Consider the following 22,816-nt stretch of genomic DNA (forward strand, 5'->3'; position numbering starts at 1 on the left):
GATAAACCGCCCGTAAGCTCAGAAAAAACTATAGTAATTACCATCAGTGGGGACAACTGATCGTAAGTACATTTATTATATTCCCACTTTCGTTTGTCTTTTAACATCAGGGAGGCTAAATCTAACAATGAAGGCATTGGAAAATATTGGAACAATTAACATAGAACAGTTTCGCGACGATTTAATTTCCTGGTTCAGGGCCGAACAAAGGAGTCTGCCATGGCGTCTCAATAAGGATCCATATAAAGTCTGGGTTTCGGAAATTATGCTCCAGCAAACTCGAGTTGATACTGTGATTCCTTATTATCACCGATTTATGGAACAGTTTCCAACTATAGATGCACTGGCTAATGCGGATGAGGATAAGGTTCTGAAGGCATGGGAAGGGCTTGGGTACTATTCACGGGCACGAAACTTACAGGCTGCTGTCAGGGAGGTTAAAGAAAAATACAATGGCATTGTACCCGATACACCTGAAGAAATAGCTACGCTAAAAGGTGTAGGCCCTTATACAGCGGGTGCGATTTTAAGTATTGCTTATGGAATCCCTGAACCGGCTGTTGATGGCAATGTAATGAGAGTACTATCAAGAATCCTCTTGATTAGAGAAGATATTGCCAAGCCCTCTTCAAGAAAGATTTTTGAAAAAGCAGTTCGGGTATTAATATCCCCGGATTCACCTTCTGATTTCAATCAGGCGCTAATGGAACTAGGGGCACTTGTCTGTACGCCGACCTCACCGTCCTGCCTGCTTTGCCCGGTAAGGGAGCATTGTCAGGCCTTTCATGAAGGAGCCCAAAATGAGCTCCCTATCAAAGCTAAAAAGAAAAAGCCAAGGGAGCTCCGTCTTGCAGCCGCGGTGATTGAAGATGAAGCTGGAAGAATACTCATTCGCAAGCGGCCAAACGAGGGACTGCTGGCAAATATGTGGGAGCTGCCATCAGTTGAACTGCATCTTCCGTTTGCTGATGACCGTAAAGGGCTGTCAGGTCTGTATAATGAGTTTCTTGATGTGGATGTGGAATTCGGTGAAGCGCTTGGCCAGATTCAGCATATTTTCTCCCATCTCATCTGGAATGTTACTGTGTATACCGGGAAATTAAATTCTGAACTTCCCGAGACCATTGGAGTAAAACTGGTTACGCTGGAGGAGCTATCGGAATTTGCTCTGCCCGTACCTCATCAGAAAATGCTTGCTTTATACCTTAACAGAAACCAATAATATACAAAAGAAGGGCCTGGCTGTTTGAGACATTCGTACAGCCTGGCTCTTTTAAATGTTAAAGATACTTTAGATTTACGACAGTTTATAACTCTATTTATGAGGCATGGCTACGTCTAGCTCCACAAGGAAGGCTTCCCCGAAATTGCATCGCACAAAATTACGCGATAGCGTAATGAGGAGCGCCTATCGCCTAGTAAACTTTAGGCCTACTCCCTACGATAAGTCATCATCGAATCTCTTACGCTCTTCGTGATTCCTTTACCCCCACCTTAAAGGACAGTAGGCCTCCTACGTCGGCAACTGTCCCTAAAGGTCCGATTCATTCACCTAACCATCAGCAAAAAGCGCTGATGGAAGGTTCATTTTATCTCAGTCAAAGCCCCTCCAGTTTATACGGCGATGACCACAAAGGAAAGCTCCTGAGAATAGTCATCGCAGGGACAGACGCCTTTTGTCTGTCACGAAGGCGCTTGCGCTTTTGTTCTTAATCGTAACTTACCTTAGTCCCGTGTGTATAATCAGCTTCATTCCGGTTGAGGCCGCCGCGCTTTTCAATTTCCTCAACGATTTCGCGGTGAATCGTCTGGCCCTCAGCGTTTAGGTATGGTACAACCTGCTGTAATGAATGGTGAAAAAATGCCAGCTCGCTGTCCTCCCAATCGCTTTTTGGCATCATCGTCAATTCCGTCATATCCCGTCCAACATACATGGCAATTCTCCTTTCGTAATGGATTGCTCAGGTTTAGTGTTAGGAATCAATTGTCTTCTATACCCCGAACGGCTAAAATAGAAACAAAATGAAACAAGAAAGGACTACATATTATGACACAAAAAGTTGCGCTTATTACTGGGAGCAGCAGGGGAATAGGACGGGCAGCTGCCTTACGACTTGCTGAAGCAGGATATGATATCGCTATTAACTATGCCCGAAGCAAATCGGCAGCACTTGAAACCGCGGCAGAAATAGAGGCACTTGGCAGAAAAGCGGTGGTGATCCGCGCCAATGTCGGTGATGTCCAAAAAATTAAGGGCATGTTCGCGACTGTTGAAGAGGAATTTGGAAGGCTTGATGTTTTTGTTAACAATGCTGCATCTGGAGTACTTCGTCCGGCAATGGAGCTTGAGGAGTCACATTGGGACTGGACCATGAATATTAATAGCAAGGCTCTCCTTTTTTGTGCCCAGGAAGCTGCAAAGTTAATGGAAAAGAACGGTGGAGGCAAAATTGTTAGTATCAGCTCTATCGGTTCAATTCGTTATTTGGAAAATTATACGGCTGTCGGAGTATCGAAAGCGGCACTTGAGGCATTAACCCGATATCTGGCCGTAGAGCTGGCACCAAAAAATATCATTGTAAATGCCGTTTCCGGAGGACCAGTCGATACAGATGCTTTAACCCATTTCCCTAATCGAGAAACACTTCTGGCTGAATCCAGGACGAAAACGCCAGCGGGCAGGATTGTTGATATGAAAGACCTCGTTGATTGTGTGATGTTCCTTGTATCAGAGGAGTCCAACATGATATGCGGACAGACCATTATTGTGGATGGTGGCTTATCCCTTTTGGTCTAATGTTTATTTTTTCCAAAAAAATCCCGGATAGATAATCCCCTTCATGGTTAAATTAACAGTCGTGGAGGTGATTACAATGGCAAACTTCAACAACCAAGGAAGCCAAGCTTCTCAAACAAACGCTCAAGAAGTTCGTCGCCAAAATGCTCAATCTGCTCAAGGCGGACAAGGGCAATTCGGTACTGAATTCGCAAGCGAAACTAATGCTCAAGAAGTAAGACAACAAAACCAACAAGCTGAAAGCCGTAAGAGCCAAAATTCTGGCCAACAAGGTCAAAATCGTTAATTTTTATTGCTGAAAGAGGGTGCCCTTTAACGAAAGGGTGCCCTGCTTTATGTTTAGGGGTTCCACATTTGGATAAAATATCCTTCGACAAAACTTCTTTTAAACCTACAGAAGTAGTCAAAGGAATAAGCGAGGTTTTCAAGAATACATAGAGGAGCAAAATATGAGGGCGGTGAAAGTGTGAAAACCTTCAATTGTTTAATTTCTGAACAAATGAAAACAATGGAAAAACTGCTTTTTTTACAAGGTGAATTGGAACGTTGCCAGGAAATTGAAGGACAGCTGCAATTACTTCAGCATGAAACAGGCCTCGAGAGCATCCAGCAGGAAATAGCGGCAATGAAAAGAGAACTTAGGGAAATTCAAGAGGTTTTTGAGCATCAGACAGAAGAAGTGATCCGTTCCTATCAGCCTGGGAAAAGCCTGAATGGTTCATCCGTATAAATGCTTTAATGATGTGCGGGGAAAATAAATAGAGTTTTGAATGGGCCATTTTATCCTAAAAATGGCTCTTTTGTTTTAAAATTGCCCTGTAACCGTTATAATAGAAGCAAACGGGAATTGTCTTTTGTTGCCTTTTGTCGATTTTTTGATTTAAGATAGGTGCAAAGCGTTCGGGAAATGAAAGTAGGGGAGATTCATGGGTTTACCCATTGAAGGAGAACCAATGCAAATACACAGCTATAAACATAATGGGCACATCCATCGCATATGGGACGAGACGATCATCCTGAAAGGTTCCGAAAACCTGGTGATTGGCGGTAATGACCGGACCGTCGTTACAGAGTCCGATGGCCGTACTTGGGTGACCAGGGAACCTGCAATCTGTTACTTCCATTCGGAGTGCTGGTTTAATGTGATTGGGATGATTCGTGAGGATGGCGTGCACTATTATTGCAATATTAGTTCTCCATTCATTTTTGATGGCGATACGTTGAAATATATTGATTATGATCTTGATATTAAAGTGTTTCCAGATATGACTTATAATCTATTGGACGAGGATGAGTATGAACGGCATCGCCGAGAGATGAACTATCCAGAGGTGATTGACAAGATTCTAAAAAAGAATGTTGAGAAGCTCATCATTTGGATCAACCAGCGAAAGGGACCATTCTCACCAGAATTCATCGATACTTGGTATGAACGATACCTGAATTACAGAAAGTAAAGCTGGTTTCAAGCAAAGCGCCCTGTTGATCACATATCAACAGGTTTTTGTTTGGCTGCTTCATTACTGGATAAGTAATACATATGAAATAAATCAGAGAATCCAGGGGAGGAAACAAGTTGGAGAGTATCCGAAGGTATCTCCATTTCGTCAAGCCATATAAGTGGCAAATCATAGGCACAATCATCATTGGAATCATTAAATTTGCAATACCACTGATCATTCCGATACTCATTAAATATGTCATGGATGATATTGTTGGAAGTGACACGCTGAACAAGGATGAGAAGATTGATAAGCTGTTTTGGATTATGGGTATCATGATTGTCATCTTTGTTGTCCTGAGGCCGCCGGTTGAATATTATCGGCAATATTTCGCTCAGTGGACGTCCAGCAAAATCCTCTATGATATTCGCGATAAACTGTATGACCATATGCAGAAGTTAAGCTTTAAGTATTATTCAAATACGAAGGCAGGCGAGGTCATATCCAGGGTAATAAATGATGTTGAACAGACGAAAACTTTTGTCATCACAGGGTTAATGAATCTGTGGCTCGATGTCGCAACCATCCTGATAGCGATAGCCGTCATGCTTACGTTGAATGTGAAGCTGACAATTGTCTCGCTTGTGCTTTTCCCTTTATATGCATTTTCCGTTAAGTATTTTTTCGGAAACCTTAGAAGCCTGACAAGGACGCGCTCTCAGGCGCTAGCCGAGGTGCAAAGCTATTTGCATGAGCGGGTTGCGGGTATGTCTGTTATTAAGAGCTTCGCGATTGAGGAATATGAGCAGAACCAATTTGATAAACGGAATAAGAATTTTTTGCAAAAGGCTTTGGACCATACAAGCTGGAATGCAAAGGCGTTTGCGGTCGTTAATACGATAACGGACATTGCTCCTTTGATTGTCATTGGCTATTCGGGATATTTGGTGATTGAAGGACAGTTGACACTTGGGACAATGGTCGCATTCATTGCATATATTGAGCGGCTTTATAATCCGCTGAGAAGGCTGGTTAATTCATCTACCACCTTGACCCAGTCATTTGCTTCGATGGACCGTGTATTTGAATTTGCTGATGAAAAATACGATATCGTGGATGAGCCGAATGCAATCGAGTGTACCGAGGTAAAAGGCAATATCCGATTTGAGAATGTCAGCTTCTCATACGACGAAGAAAATGAGTTGGTTTTGAAAAATATCAATTTGGAAGCGAGGAAAGGGGAAACGATTGCTCTCGTTGGCATGAGCGGTGGAGGAAAGTCCTCGCTTGTGAGCCTAATTCCCCGCTTTTACGATGTAACCGAAGGACAGATTCTCCTCGATGGAGTTGACATACGAAGATTCAATGTCCAATCGTTGAGAGATAAAATCGGTGTTGTTTTTCAGGATAATATCTTATTCAGTGACTCGGTACGTACGAATATCCTGTTAGGAAAACCCGAGGCAAGTGATGAGGAGGTGGAGGAAGCGGCAAGGCAGGCGAATGCCCAGGAGTTTATTTTGAACCTCCCGGAAGGCTATGAAACAAAGGTGGGCGAACGAGGAGTCAAACTGTCGGGCGGGCAAAAACAGAGGGTCGCCATTGCCAGGGTGTTCCTGAAGAACCCGCCAATCCTTATCCTTGACGAGGCAACATCAGCGCTGGATCTGGAAAGCGAACACCAAATCCAGGAGGCTCTTGAGAAGCTGGCCAAGGACCGGACAACCTTCATTGTTGCCCATCGCTTATCCACAATCACTCATGCCGATAAAATAGTCCTAATCGAACACGGTGAAATCGTCGAAATAGGCACCCACGAAGAACTCATGGAAAAACAAGGCGGCTACTACAGACTATTCCAAGTCCAGCAGCTCGAACATGAGTAAAAGGGGTCAGACCCCTATCGTGGACTTTCAAGCTATTTTGTCCGTTTGGGGTGGACGATGCTGAATGAAAAACCGGAATGGAGCGACAGCTCTATTCCGGTTTTTTGGTTGAAACTTTATTCTAATGTTTCTTCAACTGTTATTTCATTGTCTTCCTTATGGTAAGAGAGGAAGCTGGTGACAAGGGTATCGAGGTGTTCGACATGCTCATCATAATCAAGGATGGCGGAAATGATTTGCATTGTGTGATATAGATGGTTGTCATCCTCTTCTTCGTATTCACGCTGCCTTGAAATGAACATGCGGAATACTTCCTTTTTATCAAGACATTGAATCGGATTTTCCGCTGCAGCCGATGGACGTACCTTGCCAATGAACTTTAGCATGACCTGTTCGTGAAGTGTAATGAGGCAGTCAAGCTGTTCCTGCACGGATTGCTGAAATTTATCCGGCAGGGCGAGATATTCATTTTCAAAGCGGTGTAGGCGGTTGAGTGTTGCCAATGCCCTTCTAGCTGTGGAAATCATTTGTCTGTAGATAACAAGCTTCCGTGCTTTAACAGCATCATCCCGTTTAAAATAACTCCGTTCCTCCTTATACATCGTGTAAGTGAGGTCTATTTTAAGGAGCGTATCCTTCAGTTTTTCTATATCTGTTTTTAAAAGGGTGTGATCGGATGCATTCCGTGTCGAAAGCCGAATCCAGCGAATAATCTCTTCGGTTGTGTCCGAAATTTTATGGTACAGTCTGTTTTCATACCGGGGTGGCAGGAACACAAGGTTTACGATAAATGCCGAGAATACCCCCAGCATAATGGTTCCGAACCTGAGTGCAGCGAACTGAATAAATTGATCTCCGGGCATATACATGATGGAGACTAAGGTTACTAGAGCCAATCCCGTTGAATTCCCCAGCTTTAACTTTAGGTTCAAGGTAATAACAATGATAGCCGCAAGTCCTATGACCACGACATGGTTGCCTAGAAGCAGATAGAATACTGTAGCCATCAAAGCCCCTAAAAAATTTCCCTGCACCTGCTCGAGTATGGATTGATAAGAGCGATATATGGTTGGCTGGACTGCGAAAATAGCAGCAATGGGTGCCATAACGGGTGAAGGGACGTCCAGTAATTCAGCAAGAAATAATGCGAGAACAATGGATATTCCCGTTTTTAAAATCCGGGCTCCTAACTTCATTTTAAAAAAGTCCTTTCAATCATCTTTTATCTCTACTATAAACCTTTTGTATTTGCATTAAACAATTCTGTTACTATAACCTGTTTACGAATTGGAAGCAAGAGAGTTTCGCGGAAAAATGAATCGTATAGATTTGGACAAAGACATTTCTATATAAAAAGAAGGGGCGCATGAGCACTCCTTCTCCTAATCAAAATATACAATGATTTATGATTTTGTATACCAAATAAATTCTGTTCCACTTACAATGGAAAGCCCGGTAAGGTCATAATCATCAGGCTGTCTCCGATAATAATCAAGATAGAAAGCTTTAAGATAATTAAAATCATAATCCTGTTTATATTTGTCTGCCGGGACAGGAAATGGACCGGTATGAGCACCGTTGCGTCTATGGCGAGCATAAAAAACAGAAAAGGACTGGTCAAGTTCTAGTGTAAGAAGCTCTGCATCCATATAGAGAATTCCCCTTTTTTGAAAATGCTGAAGAGATTTCTTCAGCTGAAGCATAGTCATCCCGGGGCGTTTTTCCAGCATATCACCTAGTGTGGTTTTCATCGCAATCCCTTTCTTTTGGTACCGGTTTCCTGTATTATCACTTAAAAACTATGTTAATAGGAAAAGTGAATGTCACAAACTGTCGAACAAATCATGTCGGTTTTACGTCTATATTTTATTATCCATATAATCCTGCCAATCAAGTACTATTTTTACCTTTTGCAATAAGGCGTGAGTATTATTAGAAGAGGTTAAGTTCAATTTTGCTCAAAGCGCTTCGAAGCCTATTCGGCCAATGGTGCGGCTGAGTGATAACCTTTAAGCTCTCTTCCGCCTAAGCCCCGCAACTTTACTAGAATTATCTTCTCCTTAAATAAAAGCTTTTAAACGAAAGCAATGCCCAGAGACGGCTCTGGGCATACTTCATTCTTATCTAAACATTAAAGTTATTCCGTCGAAACAGATGGATCTGCCTGTTCCTTGACTGGCAAGACCATGACAAAATTTTCTTGAGGAGAAGAAAGGAGGGAAGCAATTTTTTCAGCTTCCTCAGTCTGACCATTATCGAGAAGGATAGAATGATAAGTGCCTAGAAGCTCCTGGATATCCTTCACTCCTGTCTCATTAAGAGGGAGCAGGGAGACATTAGCTCCTTTTGCAATCCGCGATTTCAGACGATCGACGGTCAGCCCCATTTCAGGCTGGAGCCGGAGGTAAACAACACCGCCAGTCATGCCGGCGCAAATCCATGGACCAGGGTCTCCCAGTACAAGGCCGCGTCCATTCGTCATATACTCAAATGCAAAACCCTTAATGGTTGAATGGACCCCAACATTCCCGGCATCCTTTTCAGGCAATGGCTGCACGAGCTGTCCGCCGATTAGAATATCCGCACCGGAAAGCCTAATACCAGCGCGAGCGTCAGCAGTTCCCTGAGCAATTAACAATCCCCTTTGGGCTCCATATCCGAAACCTTTTCCAACAGACCCGTTCAGATAGCTGCCGTTCTTACCTTTTTCTTTTAAAATTACAACGCTTCCGCCAAAGGAAGTCTTTCCAACACCATCCTGGCCGCCGCCGTTGACTACAATATCAATGCCCTCGCTGTTATATGCGCCAAGCCCGTTGCCAGGGATTGAACCGTTCCGGTACGCGAGCTTTACCTTGGCGAGCTTTTTATAGGCACCGTCAAGGCGTCCGCGGACGCGGTGACAGGAAACCCTACTGCCCAACACCCTTTGGTTAGAGGTAACGGACGCGAATTCCCTTGAGGTATGAAGCTGTTCCACGCTTGAATCCAGGTACTCAGCCCCTGCTGCAACCTCAAGCTGAGTGGTGTTCCGTAATACAGCGCCTTCCAGTGTGCTGAATTGGCTGATCTCCAATGGTTTTAGCAGATAAGACAGATCCAGCTTGTTAAGTCCCTTAGTTTGTTCAAGCAAATCGGAACGGCCAACAAAATCCTGGAGCCTTTTAATGCCAGCTTGTGCTGCTAAACCCTTTACTTCTTCTGAAAATGCCGTGAACAGGTTGATAAGGCCCTGTACGGCCAGATCAAACTGGCGGGGGACAAATCGTCTAAGCCCATGCTCTTTTGCCTTGGCTTCAGAGTCAATCTGCGTTGCGATACCAACATGGCAGGTATCAAGGTGGCATCCACGGCAGGTTGTACAGCCGATTGCGAGCATGGACAGAGTTCCAAAGCCAATCCTATTTGCACCAAGCAGCATAACTTTCAGAATATCAGAGGCACTTTTCATTCCGCCATCGGCCCAAATTTCCACCTTATCACGAAGACCAGCTTCAAGCAGGGCGTTATGTGCCGCTTTAACACCAATTTCCACCGGAAGGCCGACATGCTGAATTGCATGGATCCTCGCTGCACCTGTTCCGCCGTCGAAACCGCTCAATGTAATGATATCAGCGCCCGCCTTGGCGATGCCGACAGCAATCGTGCCGATATTTGGGACAACAGGCACCTTTACGGCAATCCGTGCCTGGTCATTGGCGGTCTTCAATTCCAGAATCATTTGCGCAAGATCTTCAATCGAATAAATATCATGGTTGTTTGAAGGTGAAATCAAATCCGAACCGATTGTTGCGTTACGGGCTTCGGCTATTTTTGCCGTAACCTTTGATCCAGGAAGATGGCCGCCTTCTCCTGGCTTTGCCCCCTGGCCAATCTTGATTTCAAGAAGGTTCGAGGAATTGAGCAGCTCAGCATTGACGCCGAATCGCCCAGATGCAACCTGCTGTCCGCGAGTTCTTGGATATTTTCCAAGCATATCCTTAATTTCTCCGCCCTCACCATTCATACTGATCATACTCAGACGGTCTGCACCTTCAGCATAAGCACGAAAAGCAGTTTCATTTTGCGAACCGAACGACATCGAGGCAATCACAAACGGAAGGCTGTGGTCACCAACACTTAAATCGACATCAGCTGGTGAAACGGGATTGGATGCCTTTTTCAACGAGGTCAAATGGCGAATCGTCGTCGGATTAGCTTCTTCCTGCTCTGATATTTTATCGCGATATACATCATAGCTTCCGGTCTGGGCCATTTCCCCGATTGCCTTCCAAATTCGCGGGAATAGATGGAACGTCTTGCCGACCCGTTCCTTATCACTCTGGAAATCAGCAGCGCGCTGAATCGTATCCTGCTTCATTTCAACAAAACCAGATTCTAGGGACTTCGACCCGAAGAAATTGACTATTTTTAAATAGTCGGCAACATGCTGATTCAACCCGATTGATGAGAAAAGCCGTGCATAGCCGCGGAGCTCATGAATTCCAATAGTCGATACAACTTTCTCAAGGCCTTTAATCAGCGCGTTATACAGATTGGAAATCGGCTTCGTCTGTCCATCCGAAACAGTTAGGAACATATAGTATGGTGAAATCAAATCTGCTCCAAGGCCGTAAGCAGTAATAATGTCATGCAAGGAACGAATAGCCCCGGACCTGAGCAAAAGCGAGCAATTTCTTCTCATGCCTGCGAGAGCTAGTGCCTGGTCGACTGCTGAAATGGCCAGATGCGGGTCAATCCAATAGGAATTGTCTGCATGGGCTGGGGAATCATCCACAATCAGCAATGTTTTGCCGCCCTTGACAGCTTCCACAGCAAGATTCGAGAGTCGCTGGAGCGCGCCCTCAATGTCTTCCTGCTTCTGAAGGGTGGCAGGAATATGGAAAGCAAGCCCTTTTTCACGATAAAAGGCTGTAATCTGATCAAAGCTGGGCTGTCCAGTCTCATCGGAGCAATCCAACCCTTCCTTGCCTTCAATCACTATCGGTGAAAGTAGTTCAAGAATAGTTCCCGCAGCCTCGGAATGGATAAGGGAAGGGCGTCTGCCAACAATGACACGGGTAGAAAAGTGTTCCGTTTCCCGGTCCCGGTCAATTGCAGGATTTGTGACCACTGCGACACTTTCCTTTATATAGTCGGCAATATTCTTTCTTTCAGGGTTCAAGGCAGCAAGCGGTGCGTCATGGCCAAGCGACCTGATCGGCTCAATACCTTTTTCAGCCATCTGCTCGATAAGCTGAATATGGTCGCGTTCCCATCCAAATGCCTTATACTGTCCATTGTGGATTTTATCCGGATAGGTAACAATAATTGTTTTAGGCAGGACAGGCACATTGATTCTTGCCTGAGAACCATCAAGGCTCACGCGTTTCGAAAAACGCTCATACACTTCCTGCTGATAGTCAGGCTGCCAATATACATTCAGAGTGTCTCCGTTCCACTTTAAGCCAACCTTTTCTCCTGGCCCAAGAGGTTTCGGATCGCTTACATACTCGCTTGTTGGAAGAATCCCGGGTTCGGAAGAAAACAAGAAGGAGCTTTCGGTCTCAAGCATCCAAAGCGGCCTCAGGCCGAGAGCATCGACACTGAAGACAGCCTCATCGGCAAATCGTGAAATAATTCCGGCCGGACCCTGGGCAAAATGTCCCCAGGCTTCGCGGATATATACATATAAATCCTGAAGATGGGATGGGTATGCTTTTATTTCATTAATGATTGGCGGGAAAAGAACATCCATTGCTTCGAAAAGAGTATAGTTGTCTCTGCAAATCAAGGTTTCAATTGTCCTGCTCAAATCTTGGGAGTCGCTTCCTTCATGAACAAGCGGCACGCCAATCTGGAGCGCTTCCTCGCGCAATTTTGCAATGGTATTTATTTCACCGTTATGGCCAAGGACACTGAAGGGCTGGACTCTAAAAAAACTGGAAAGCGTGTTGGTAGAATATCTGTTATGGCCAAGGGTCATCGTCGAGGCAACAACCGGGCTTGCAAGATCACTGTAATAATGAGGGAGGATATCACCGGCACCCATAACTTTGTAAACTGCGTGGTACTGGCTAAATGAGGCAACATGAACTTGTTGGTTTTTCTCGATTGTTACGATCAAATTAAAAAGGAGCTGGGACAGGTTCGCAGTCTCTGAAGCAGGTACACATGCGATCTGCCAAAAGACAGGATTCTCCTGGATGGCAATTGGGCCAAGTGCTGAACTGTCCGTTACCGAATCGGTTTCAAAAACAAGCTTCAGGCTGTTGGCTGCTAACAAAATCTTAATATCTTTTTTCACAAGCTCCGCATCTGCTTTTCTGCTAATAAATATGTGGCCAATAGATAAATCAGGTCTATCAGCAAGCAACGGGTCGGCTCCTGAAGCGGTAAGCTTTTCCTTCCATAGGGAACGAGGGATGTCAATGTGGATGCCTGTTCCATCACCTTCACCATTAATGAAGCCAGCGCGGTGATTCATTGTCACAAGTGCATCTATGCAAGCATAAATATTTTCTCTCGTCGGAATGCGTTTTTTTTCCATGCAGGCGACAATGCCACAGGCATCATGCTCGTGCTTATGGAAATCCTTGAAAGTATGAGGGCTCCAGATTTTTGACATAGGGTCCGGCGTGAGCCAGTCACCTCCTGAGTTCAGTTTTGTGTTGGCCAAGTTTTTTGTGGCTATAAGAATGTCTCCTGGTCATTCATAGGGAAGGGCTGGTGTGCAGAAAACAAAAATAATAGATTAATATTATCACACGAATATTCAATATTCAAATAATTATGCAAACTTTTGGATGTAAAATCCATTACAATTTAGTGAAATAAGCACTAAGATAGTAACGTGTAAGCGTTTTCAATAAAAATTATTAAAGCAGCCAGAAATTCCCCTCCCTGGCTGCTGCATAAAAAATGTATATTTATTCGCTCATAAGTGAATAAAACGCGTTATCGACTGCATGGAGCGTTGCTTCAATATCCTCTTCTGTATGGGCAATCGTAACGAACCATGCTTCATACTTGGAAGGAGCCAGATTAATTCCTTGATTCAGCATCAGCTTAAAGAATCGCGCAAACATCTCGCCATCGGTATTCTCCGCCTGCTCATAATTCTGAACTTTTTCTGTTGTAAAATATACTGTCAGTGCTCCTTTTAGCCTATTAATCGTAATCGGGACATTATATTTTGCTGCAGAACCCAGGATTCCATCTTCAAGCATCGCACCGAGCCGGTCAAGATACTCGTATACCCCGTCCTGCTTCAAAACTTCAAGGCAGGCAATTCCTGATAGCATCGAAGCTGGGTTTCCTGCCATCGTGCCGGCTTGATACGCAGGGCCAAGCGGTGCAACCTTTTCCATGATTTCCTGTTTGCCGCCATAAGCCCCAATAGGGAGTCCGCCGCCAATGATTTTACCAAGCGCGGTCAAATCAGGAGTAATCCCGAGAATATCCTGAGCACCTCCATAAGCAAAACGGAAGGCTGTAATTACTTCATCAAAAATTAACAGAGCTCCCGCCTCATGGGTGAGTTCCTTAACCTGCTCGAGGAAGCCAGGTTTTGGCTCGACAATCCCAAAGTTGCCGACAATTGGTTCAATCATCACTGCCGCAACCTGGCTGCCCCATTTATCAAGTGCTTCCTTCAACGGCTCCACTTCATTAAATGGAACCGTAATAACTTCCTGGGCAATGCTCTTCGGTACCCCGGCAGAGTCAGGTGTTCCAAGTGTCGAGGGGCCTGAACCGGCAGCAACGAGAACCAGGTCGGAATGGCCATGATAGCATCCCGCAAATTTAATAATCTTGTCGCGCCCGGTATATGCGCGGGCAACACGGATTGTAGTCATAACAGCCTCAGTACCTGAGTTCACAAACCGAACTTTGTCCATTCCCGGCATTGCTTCCTTAAGCATCTTCGCAAGAGTAATTTCATGCGGAGTCGGCGTCCCATACAAAACACCGGACTCAGCTGCCTTTTTAATCGCCTCTGTAATATGGGGATGGGCATGGCCTGTAATAATCGGCCCATAAGCAGCCAAATAGTCAATATACTGATTGCCGTCGACATCCCAGAAATATGCGCCAGACGCACGCTCCATCACAACAGGTGCTCCCCCGCCAACAGCCTTGTATGAACGGGATGGACTATTTACACCGCCAACAATATGCTCAAGAGCCTCGCTATGTAATCGTTCCGAATTGGTAAAGTTCATTTTATAGTAACCTCCTGTAGTAAGTACGTTATTATTCTAGCACTGTTTTTTATATGGAAAAAGCGCAGAAGCCTTTTCGGTGGAGTATGGCCGACGCTAGAGGACGGTAAAGCATGGCCTACGCCGCCCAGTTCGGCAGCGCTGGTGAGCGCATCACACCATTATTCGTCCACAACCAGGTTTGGGCAGCGTTTGTTCTAATTATTGGATTTAAACTTTCTGCTATGGGACGCGTTTGTCTTCTCCATTATATTGGAATTTGTTCTAATAAATCCAAACGTTATCTTAATTGATAAGCATACTGTCTTGGTGAATAATGCCACCGGGGTTTGTATTCAGACAACCCCATTTAGTGGATTAATCATAGGTGGTCAACAAGAGATTAATCCACGAAACCCCATTTAGTGGATTAATTATGAATCGGCAGCAAGAGATTAATCTACTAAACTAATCTGCCTGGAAACCTAACCCAGCCATTCCCAAAGACATAAAAGTTGTTTTAGAAAAAGGAAATGGATAAACTGACTTGGTTAGAGTGTATGTTCAGGAGGATTGCAAATGGACAAGGAAAATGCAATTGTAGTGGAAGGTCTCCGCAAAGAATTCAAGGCGTATTCGAGCAGGTCCGGCCTGGCTGGTGCCTTCAGAGACCTCTTTACACGCAATTATAAAATAGTTCCGGCCGTCAATGACATCAACTTCACTGTCAAACGAGGCGAAATGGTTGGATATATAGGTGAAAACGGTGCGGGAAAATCAACAACAATTAAAATGCTGACGGGTATCCTTACCCCGACGTCAGGAAAAATCATCGTAAATGGAATGAATCCACATAAAGAACGGGAAAAATTCACCCAGACAATCGGCGTTGTTTTTGGACAGCGCTCCCAGCTATGGTGGGATATCGCAGTCCAGGAGTCGTTCAGGCTATTGAAAAAAGTCTACAAAGTATCTGATGCGGATTATAACTCCCACATGGAACACGTCATCAGGACTTTGGATCTCGGCCCGCTCCTGGATAAACCGGTCCGGAAATTATCGCTGGGTCAGCGTATGCGCTGTGAGCTTGCAGCCGCATTGATCCATAATCCGCCACTCCTATTTCTTGATGAACCGACAATAGGGCTTGATGTTCTTGTGAAGCTGAAAATCCGGGAGTTCCTAAAGGAAATAAACGAAAAATATAACACGACAATTTTATTAACCACTCATGATCTTACTGATATCGAAGCTCTATGTGAACGTGTCGTCATGCTGGATGAAGGAAAAATCATCTATGATGGCGCGCTTCAAAACCTGAAGGACAAATGGGGCGAAGGGAAGATACTGCAATTCCAATTCCTCGAGCAAACGGATTTGGCCAGGCTCCAGCATCTAACCTCGGGACTCCCAGTTAAATGGGAAATGGACGAAAAAGGTCAAATATTCTCTGCGCAGACGGACGATGTAGATGAAATCATCTCCCAGATCATCGCCCGGGTGGTTTCTGTCCTCAAAGTAAAAGATGTAAAAATAAATGAAACATCGACTGAGGAAATCATTCGCAATATATACGAAAAAGGTTCAGCATAGGGGGGCGTAAGATGGATAAATACCTTGAAATGGTAAGGATCCGTTTTTTAATGATGCTTGCCTATAGGACAAATTACTACACAGGCATCCTAATTTACAGCATCAATATCGGTGCTTACTATTTCCTTTGGGAGGCAATATATAGCGGGAAAGACCAAATCCAGGGGCTGTCGGTAGGACAAATGACTACGTATGTGGCTATCGCCTGGATGGCAAGGGCGTTTTATTTCAATAACCTTGACCGGGAAATGGCGCAGGAAATCATGGAGGGGAAAGTTGCGATCGAGCTGATCCGCCCATACAGCTACCTGGGGATGAAAATGATGCAGGGATTCGGTGAAGGGATATTCCGCCTTTTCTTTTTCTCGGTACCCGGAATGATCATTGTTATGCTTATTTTCCCAGTCAGGCTGCCGCTTGATCCGGTAATCTGGGGGCTGTTTGCAGTATCCATAACCTTCAGTTTTCTGATCAACACACAAATCAATTTGCTGACAGGTATCACGACTTTCTTCTTATATAATAATGCCGGCCTGATTCGGGCGAAGCGGGTTGTCATCGATCTATTTTCCGGACTGCTCCTGCCGATGAGCTTCTTTCCAGGCTGGGCTCAAGAAATCATGAAATACTTGCCATTCCAGGGAATCAGCTATATTCCGAGCATGATAGTGACTAAGGGTTTCACCGGCAGCCAGGTAGTTGAAGCACTGCTTCAGCAAGCAGTATGGGTCCTCATCCTGCTTGTACCAATTTATATTTTGTGGCAGCTGGCGAAAAAACAGCTTATTATCCAGGGGGGCTGACCATGTTTTACGGATCAATGTTTTTTCAGTATGCGGGACAATATATGAAAACCCGGCTTCAGTACAGGGCTGATCTGGTTGTAGAAATTTTTTCGGACCTGCTGTCCCAGGCTGTCAATTTCATTTTCATCCTTGTCGTTTTTGGCCATACATCGCTCTTAAACGGCTGGACAAGAGATGAAATTATCTTTATATATGGATTCTTTCTTGTTCCATATGCTGTCTTTTCGGCTTTTTTTAATATATGGGATTTTAATGAGCGGTACATCGTAAAAGGGGAGCTTGACCGGATCTTGACTCGGCCGATTCATAGCCTGTTCCAGATCATTCTTGAACGGCTTGAATTGGAAGCCCTCTTTGGAGCAGTGACAGGGATAGCCGTCATGTGGTATGCCGGACAGAACCTCGGCCTTGAACTTGTCTGGTATGATGTGCTCATCTTCCTGCTGTTTGTGGCCGGAGGGGCACTCATTTATGGAGGCGTCTTCGTAATGCTTGCCTGCATCAGCTTCTGGGCCGATGCAAAGACCTCGATCATGCCAATGATGTACAATATTGGAAACTACGGAAGATACCCGGTAGATATTTATAATAAAGCCATCCGCTTCGTCCTCACCTGGATTTTGCCATTTGCTTTCGTTGGCGTGTACCCAGCCGCATACTTCCTTGGCAGGGAGGAATGGTTTGGCTACGCGTTCCTGACACCGCTCATGGGAATTATCTTTTTCGCAGTCTCTGTCCTGCTTTGGAATCAGGGAGTAAAGAAATACAGAGGTGCCGGAAATTAACAACTAATACAGTCCGCCATACCCGCATATAGTTAGAATGGACAAACATAAGCGGGTGGTGGGCGATTTGTTTTATTTTTTATTGGCTGGAACAAGCTTTTGCCTGTTCATGAGCCTCAAAACACTATTTACACCGAACCAGGTTAGAGGCAGGATTGTATCGTTTGAAAACTTCCTATTTCTAGGGATGATTTATTTTACAGTGCTCGTTGGTTTTGGAATGATTTACTTATTGCTCGGCCTCTATGCAGAACCCGTCCTCGCAGATCCACATGCTGCTTCAAAACAGTTCATTCATCAAGCAGAATCCTCCATTTACTTCAGTGCCATGACCCTATTCTCGGTTGGCCCCGGCGATGTTGTGCCACTCGGCGCAGGCAGGTGGATTGCCATCCTCGAAGCACTGATCGGCTACACCATCCCGGCGGCCTTTGTCGCAAAAGCTGTCATGGACTGGGAAAAATAAGTTCGAATTAACCCCTTTCTTTTTTTATGAACTGTCTAGCTCCAGCGCCTAGCGCCTAGTGAACTTCGGTCCCCTCGTTACGATAAGTCAACATCGATTCGCTAGCGCTCATCGTGTTTCCTTTATCTCCTTCGAGGCCCTCCAGTCCATACGGCGCTGAGCAAGGCGCTTGCGCTTTTCTGATTGGCCAACGCTTTACGGAGAGCATCTCAGTTGTGCTACGCCAAAGAATTGGATAGGCTAAAATTAAGACATATACATAGGAGTGAGTTACATGGCAATCCAACCAGGCTTACCGGCACCAGACTTCAGTCTGCCGGCTGGGAACGGGGAGACAGTAGCACTGTCTGATTTCAGAGGCAAAAATGTAGTGCTTTATTTTTACCCAAAGGACATGACACCAGGGTGTACGACTGAAGCGTGTGACTTCAGGGATCATCATAAAAGTTTTGAGGATGCCAATGCCGTTATTATCGGCATAAGTCCCGATCCTGTCGAACGCCATCAGAAATTTTCCGAGAAACATGGCCTTCCCTTTTTGCTTCTGGCCGATACTGACCATAAAGTTGCCGAAGCATACGAAGTCTGGAAACTAAAAAAGAACTTTGGCAAGGAATATATGGGTATCGAACGAAGCACGTTTGTTATTGATGAACAAGGTAGAATTGCCAAGGAATGGCGCGCTGTAAAGGTAAAGGGGCACGTTGAGGAAGCACTTGAATTTCTCCGGTTAAATTCTTAATTAAAAACGATGTATGACCGGGACAAAGCTGAAAATAAGTGCGTTACTGAAAGTTCAGTTCAGCAATATGAAAGACAAAGGAATTCCTCGGGGGATTTTAGGACCAGAGGAATTCTTGTTTGTATATGCCTATTTTTCTTGATAAAGGCTACTGTCCATGCAATTAAACAACGGTGGAATACATTATATTAGGGCATACCTCCTCAGATATCCTTTTAAAGGACCGGACTTCCGGTCCTCTTTTTAATTGCTAGAATTTTTAAGAAACACGGGTGAGGTGGTATGATTTAAGAAAATACAGATTATTTATTATTGTAGGGGTTGTTACTATGAAAATATTGTTTACGTTTATTCCACCCGAGAAACTAAGGGACCAACTGAAGGTAAATTTTCCAAAGATAAGCTTTCACTATGCAAAAGGGCCAGATGCGGCAGGGAAGGAACTTATAGAAGCGGAGGTTATTGTTACATATGGAGAAGATTTAAACGAAGACTATATACATATGGCACAGAATCTGAAGTGGATTATGATTATGTCTGCTGGGATGGAAAGGATGCCTTTTGAGGCATGTGAAAAGAAGGGGATCGTTGTTACAAATGCCAGGGGAATTCATAAAATCCCAATGGCTGAGTTTACACTCGGAACCATGCTGCAACATATAAAAAAATTCCCGGAAATCCTTAGGAATGAACAGCTTGAAGATTGGAATCGCAAAGTTAAAGTGGGAGAATTGGCCGACAAACATGTCCTTATTCTAGGGATTGGGGCAATAGGGGGAGAAATTGCCCGTCTTTCAAAAGCGTTCCGAATGAAGGTCACTGGCATTAATCGTAGCGGCAGGCCACACGAGGATGCGGATGTCACAGACACTTTTTCAAATCTTGATAAATACATTTCAAGGGCTGATTTTATTGTTTCTGTTCTACCAAGCACAGGTGAAACTAGATACTTGCTGACGGAACGGCATTTCAGGATGATGAAGCCTTCAGCTGCTTTCATCAATATTGGCAGGGGTGATCTGGTTGAAGAGGGGACAATTCTTAAAGTTATGCAGGAAAATGTAATTGCTCATGCCTATCTTGATGTATTTGAGAAGGAGCCGTTGCCAAAAGGGCATCCATTTTGGCAAATGGAAAATATTACAGTGACACCGCACTTATCAAGTATTACACAGCACTATCTTCCTCGCTCTTTCGAGATTTTTGAACACAACCTCTTTGTATATTGTAATAACGAGAATAATTACATCAATTTAATTAATTTAAAAAGGGGATATTAAATATGAAAATTTATACTAAGTCCGGCGACAAGGGAACTACATCACTAATATACGGAAGCAGGGTTAATAAAAATGATGCGAGAGTTGAAGCGTATGGAACCTGTGACGAAGCAAACACTGTAATTGGACTGGCACTTTCTTATCTAAAGAACGAGTTTTTTCCTGGTAAGGAAACTGTAGATGAAGTCTATCACAAAATCCAGACACAGCTTTTTCATGTTGGAGCAGAATTGGCAACGCCTGAAGGTAAAGAGGTGAAGTGGAAGATAAGTGTGGAGGATTTAAATGAAATGGAGAAGCAAATTGATGAATGGGATTCAACTTTGCCGCAGCTTACTACATTTATCCTTCCGGGTGGGCATCCAGCGGGGGCAGCTTTCCATGTTGCCAGAACAGTGGTTAGACGCGCCGAACGGATAGCCGTATCCCTCGGTGACTCTGTAAATCCTTTGGTTTTCTCATATTTAAACCGCCTTTCTGACATGCTATTTGTGACGGCTCGATTTGTAAATTACAAACTGGGAGCTGAAGAGAAAAATCTTCATCAGGAATGATTTGGAAATCATATTTAACCCAGTAAATAAGCAGGTGTATTGACAAAATAGACTTATAGGTCTTAAACTAATTATAACAATTATAATGTAATAATTTATTTATTGAAAAGAGGTGCATGGCGGTGCCTGAACAGTTAAAGGAAGCGTTGGAAGTGTTGAAGGAAACCGGTGTGAGAATGACTCCTCAACGTCATGCGATATTAGAATTCTTAATTAACTCCATGTCGCACCCTACTGCAGACGATATCTATAAAGCATTGGAAGGGAAATTCCCTAATATGAGCGTTGCCACAGTCTACAATAACCTTCGTGTCTTTAAGGAAGTTGGACTTGTCAAGGAGCTCACTTATGGGGATGCCTCAGCCCGATTTGATTTTAGGACAACCGACCACTATCATGTAATTTGTGAAAAGTGCAATAAAATAGTTGATTTTCATTATCCTGGCCTTGATGAAGTGGAACATCTGGCTTCTCATGTGACTGGATTCAAGGTTGGACACCATCGGATGGAAATTTACGGAGATTGTCCTGAATGTTCCGCTAAGGAAGCTCATTAATCGATTTGATTCAAAAAAAGCGCCCAATGGGAATTCCCTTGGGCGCTTTCCTTTTTAGTTAGCAAAAAAATCAAGAACGTGTTTTTCTATTATAAGACTCATCAAATTCCTTGCCTTCTAGATCCCGGTCCAAAGTTAGCGGCTCGCGGCAATACATGCACATGTCAACCCTGCCGAGTATTTTTGTGTGCTTCCCGCAATTCGGGCAAACAACTTGTACAGTTTTTGTTGAAAGCATACCAATCCAAAAATAAACTACTGTGCTTGCAATGATACAAAAGAAGCCAAGAAGCATGAAAATCGTCATGACCAACGGATGGTTTCGAAAGAAGATACCGAAATACATAACAACGAAGCCTATAAAAATCAGGCTAAGAGCAAAAGTTCGGATTTTATTTATTTTACTTGAATACTTGCCCATTCATTACCCCTCCCGATTTTTAACTATAGCACACAAAGACTTGGAAAGGAACTTGGGGGAGTATGTGGTTTAACTGAAAAATGAAGAAGGAAAAAACAAAATTATTGTCGAAACTATAGCTATAATGATTTTGGAGGAACTTAAAATGGAAGATATATTACGCCCCGTGTATCAGGAGAGGGCAAGCCAAGCTAATACATTGGGAATTCTAGTGGTAGAGAAAAATCAAAGGTTCAGTCCTGCAACTGATTTTTTTGATGCGATTCTCCTCGTGATTACAAGTCAATCTGAAGAACCAATTATGATAAAGCATTATTCATACCATGATAAGAAAGCTGCTCTTCATATAGTAACCGAAGCGCGATTGAGAGAATGGATGCTGTTGGGGACAAATAGAAAGATATTCGAATGGCTTTATGCTGCCAAGGTTGTTTTTGACCGAAACGACTTCGTTGCTAACCTTTTAACAGAATTCAGGGATTTTCCTTTCTATGGACGGAAGCTGAAAATGGGGATTGAATTTGCAAAATTAATTCGCCGATATTTAGACGGGAAGGCGTTCTTTGATAACGGCCAATACCTCGATGCATATAATCATGTCGTTCACTCCCTGCACCATCTTGCCAGGCTGGCCGTCATTGAAAATGGATTCCATCCAGAATTAACCCTCTGGAATCAAGTGAAGCAAATCGATCCTGAGCTATTCAAACTTTACGAAGAGCTTATTACAAGTGAGGAATCCATTGATAAGAGACTGGAGTTGCTTTTTCTTGCTAGCGAGTTTCTCATTCATTCCAGGACGAGGGGAGCGGTGGAACACTTGCTAAATATATTAAATAAAAAGGAAACTTGGTCAATTGGTGAGGCGATGAGCAATGAAGAGTTAAGCCATTACTCAGTTGATTTAAGTGTTCTGCTTGAATACCTTGTTGAAAAACAAATTATCAGGTCAATTGAAGTTGAAACAAAAGGACAGGGATTGTATCATCGCTACTATCAAGTATGAATAATCGAGCATTAAATAAGAGAACAAAAAATTATTTCAAAAAAGTAATAAAAGCTATTGACCTTTCTTCAGATACTTGTTATATTTATATCCGTCGCTGCGAAACACACTTCATTTCTTCGCAGACGGCGGTTGAAAAAAAGGTTGTTGACACAACCTTGAAGCCATGATATATTAATAAAGTCGCCTGAACGCGACAGTGAAACAAATTGCTCTTTGAAAACTAAACAAACAAGCGTCAACAAACAATAATATTTTGATGGCTTCGGCCATCAGCCAACGTAACTTTATGAGCTAA

General features: G+C 43.9%; 21 protein-coding genes. 15 read left to right on the forward strand and 6 right to left on the reverse strand.

Annotation, left to right across the window (positions count from 1 at the left end; all coding sequences use genetic code 11):
• Positions 1 to 127: 127 nt before the first annotated feature.
• The gene (gene mutY / locus TY16_RS06125; protein ID WP_043930926.1) at positions 128 to 1,222 is read left to right on the forward strand and encodes an A/G-specific adenine glycosylase; all 1,095 of its coding nucleotides are present in this window, start codon (positions 128 to 130) and stop codon (positions 1,220 to 1,222) included.
• A gap of 487 nt (positions 1,223 to 1,709) precedes the next feature.
• On the opposite strand, the gene TY16_RS06130 is transcribed toward mutY, so the two are convergent.
• Complete coding sequence (locus tag TY16_RS06130; RefSeq protein ID WP_043930927.1) at positions 1,710 to 1,934, reverse strand: hypothetical protein; 225 nt, start codon at positions 1,932 to 1,934, stop codon at positions 1,710 to 1,712.
• A 113-nt stretch (positions 1,935 to 2,047) separates the two neighbouring features.
• Here TY16_RS06130 and fabL point away from each other — a divergent pair, with 113 nt between their 5' ends.
• The 5 genes from fabL to TY16_RS06155 all read left to right on the forward strand — a co-directional run bounded on the left by fabL (position 2,048) and on the right by TY16_RS06155 (position 6,125).
• Complete coding sequence (gene fabL / locus TY16_RS06135; protein WP_043930928.1) at positions 2,048 to 2,797, forward strand: enoyl-[acyl-carrier-protein] reductase FabL; 750 nt, start codon at positions 2,048 to 2,050, stop codon at positions 2,795 to 2,797.
• A gap of 76 nt (positions 2,798 to 2,873) precedes the next feature.
• Entirely contained in the window at positions 2,874 to 3,083 is a 210-nt protein-coding gene (locus TY16_RS06140) for a gamma-type small acid-soluble spore protein (protein ID WP_043930929.1), read from the forward strand.
• 180 nt (positions 3,084 to 3,263) lie between these two features.
• Positions 3,264 to 3,527 (forward strand): YgaB family protein, encoded by a 264-nt coding sequence (locus tag TY16_RS06145; RefSeq protein ID WP_043930930.1) that lies wholly within the window; start codon positions 3,264 to 3,266, stop codon positions 3,525 to 3,527.
• A 196-nt stretch (positions 3,528 to 3,723) separates the two neighbouring features.
• On the forward strand, positions 3,724 to 4,254 hold the full coding sequence (gene ntdP / locus TY16_RS06150) for a nucleoside tri-diphosphate phosphatase (protein WP_043930931.1): 531 nt from the start codon (positions 3,724 to 3,726) through the stop codon (positions 4,252 to 4,254).
• Positions 4,255 to 4,373: 119 nt separating this feature from the next.
• Entirely contained in the window at positions 4,374 to 6,125 is a 1,752-nt protein-coding gene (locus tag TY16_RS06155) for an ABC transporter ATP-binding protein (RefSeq protein ID WP_043930932.1), read from the forward strand.
• 116 nt (positions 6,126 to 6,241) lie between these two features.
• Here the strand turns inward: TY16_RS06155 and TY16_RS06160 are convergent, their stop codons facing one another.
• From TY16_RS06160 to TY16_RS06175, 4 genes are all read right to left on the reverse strand, one after another.
• Positions 6,242 to 7,321, reverse strand: coding sequence for an FUSC family protein (locus TY16_RS06160; protein WP_043930934.1), 1,080 nt, complete (start codon positions 7,319 to 7,321; stop codon positions 6,242 to 6,244).
• Between the two features lie 207 nt (positions 7,322 to 7,528).
• Complete coding sequence (locus TY16_RS06165; protein ID WP_043930935.1) at positions 7,529 to 7,876, reverse strand: hypothetical protein; 348 nt, start codon at positions 7,874 to 7,876, stop codon at positions 7,529 to 7,531.
• Positions 7,877 to 8,262: 386 nt separating this feature from the next.
• Entirely contained in the window at positions 8,263 to 12,732 is a 4,470-nt protein-coding gene (locus TY16_RS06170) for a glutamate synthase-related protein (RefSeq protein WP_043930936.1), read from the reverse strand.
• Between the two features lie 301 nt (positions 12,733 to 13,033).
• Complete coding sequence (locus TY16_RS06175) at positions 13,034 to 14,329, reverse strand: glutamate-1-semialdehyde 2,1-aminomutase (protein ID WP_043930937.1); 1,296 nt, start codon at positions 14,327 to 14,329, stop codon at positions 13,034 to 13,036.
• A gap of 558 nt (positions 14,330 to 14,887) precedes the next feature.
• On the opposite strand from TY16_RS06175, the gene TY16_RS06185 reads away from it, so the two are divergent.
• The 8 genes from TY16_RS06185 (at position 14,888) to perR (ending at position 21,091) form a co-directional block, all read left to right on the forward strand.
• Positions 14,888 to 15,901 (forward strand): ABC transporter ATP-binding protein, encoded by a 1,014-nt coding sequence (locus TY16_RS06185; protein WP_043930939.1) that lies wholly within the window; start codon positions 14,888 to 14,890, stop codon positions 15,899 to 15,901.
• A gap of 11 nt (positions 15,902 to 15,912) precedes the next feature.
• On the forward strand, positions 15,913 to 16,704 hold the full coding sequence (locus tag TY16_RS06190) for an ABC transporter permease (RefSeq protein ID WP_043930941.1): 792 nt from the start codon (positions 15,913 to 15,915) through the stop codon (positions 16,702 to 16,704).
• A 2-nt stretch (positions 16,705 to 16,706) separates the two neighbouring features.
• Entirely contained in the window at positions 16,707 to 17,492 is a 786-nt protein-coding gene (locus tag TY16_RS06195) for an ABC transporter permease (RefSeq protein WP_043930943.1), read from the forward strand.
• Positions 17,493 to 17,550: 58 nt separating this feature from the next.
• Entirely contained in the window at positions 17,551 to 17,958 is a 408-nt protein-coding gene (locus tag TY16_RS06200) for a potassium channel family protein (protein WP_331281077.1), read from the forward strand.
• 274 nt (positions 17,959 to 18,232) lie between these two features.
• Positions 18,233 to 18,700 carry a thioredoxin-dependent thiol peroxidase gene (bcp, locus tag TY16_RS06205; RefSeq protein ID WP_043930944.1) on the forward strand — a complete coding sequence of 156 codons (468 nt, stop codon included), beginning with the start codon at positions 18,233 to 18,235 and terminating at the stop codon, positions 18,698 to 18,700.
• A 329-nt stretch (positions 18,701 to 19,029) separates the two neighbouring features.
• The gene (locus TY16_RS06210) at positions 19,030 to 19,980 is read left to right on the forward strand and encodes a D-2-hydroxyacid dehydrogenase (protein WP_043930946.1); all 951 of its coding nucleotides are present in this window, start codon (positions 19,030 to 19,032) and stop codon (positions 19,978 to 19,980) included.
• Between the two features lie 2 nt (positions 19,981 to 19,982).
• Entirely contained in the window at positions 19,983 to 20,534 is a 552-nt protein-coding gene (locus tag TY16_RS06215) for a cob(I)yrinic acid a,c-diamide adenosyltransferase (RefSeq protein WP_043930947.1), read from the forward strand.
• 116 nt (positions 20,535 to 20,650) lie between these two features.
• Positions 20,651 to 21,091 carry a peroxide-responsive transcriptional repressor PerR gene (gene perR / locus TY16_RS06220; RefSeq protein ID WP_043930949.1) on the forward strand — a complete coding sequence of 147 codons (441 nt, stop codon included), beginning with the start codon at positions 20,651 to 20,653 and terminating at the stop codon, positions 21,089 to 21,091.
• Positions 21,092 to 21,161: 70 nt separating this feature from the next.
• On the opposite strand, the gene TY16_RS06225 is transcribed toward perR, so the two are convergent.
• Entirely contained in the window at positions 21,162 to 21,512 is a 351-nt protein-coding gene (locus tag TY16_RS06225; RefSeq protein ID WP_043930951.1) for a YgzB family protein, read from the reverse strand.
• Positions 21,513 to 21,657: 145 nt separating this feature from the next.
• Between TY16_RS06225 and TY16_RS06230 the strand changes: the two genes are divergently transcribed.
• Positions 21,658 to 22,518, forward strand: coding sequence for a nucleotidyltransferase-like protein (locus TY16_RS06230; protein WP_043930952.1), 861 nt, complete (start codon positions 21,658 to 21,660; stop codon positions 22,516 to 22,518).
• The last annotated feature ends 298 nt before the right edge of the window (positions 22,519 to 22,816 follow it).

It is taken from the genome of Bacillus sp. EB01, assembly GCF_000613125.1.
In the GTDB taxonomy this organism is placed as follows: domain Bacteria; phylum Bacillota; class Bacilli; order Bacillales; family Cytobacillaceae; genus Bacillus_D.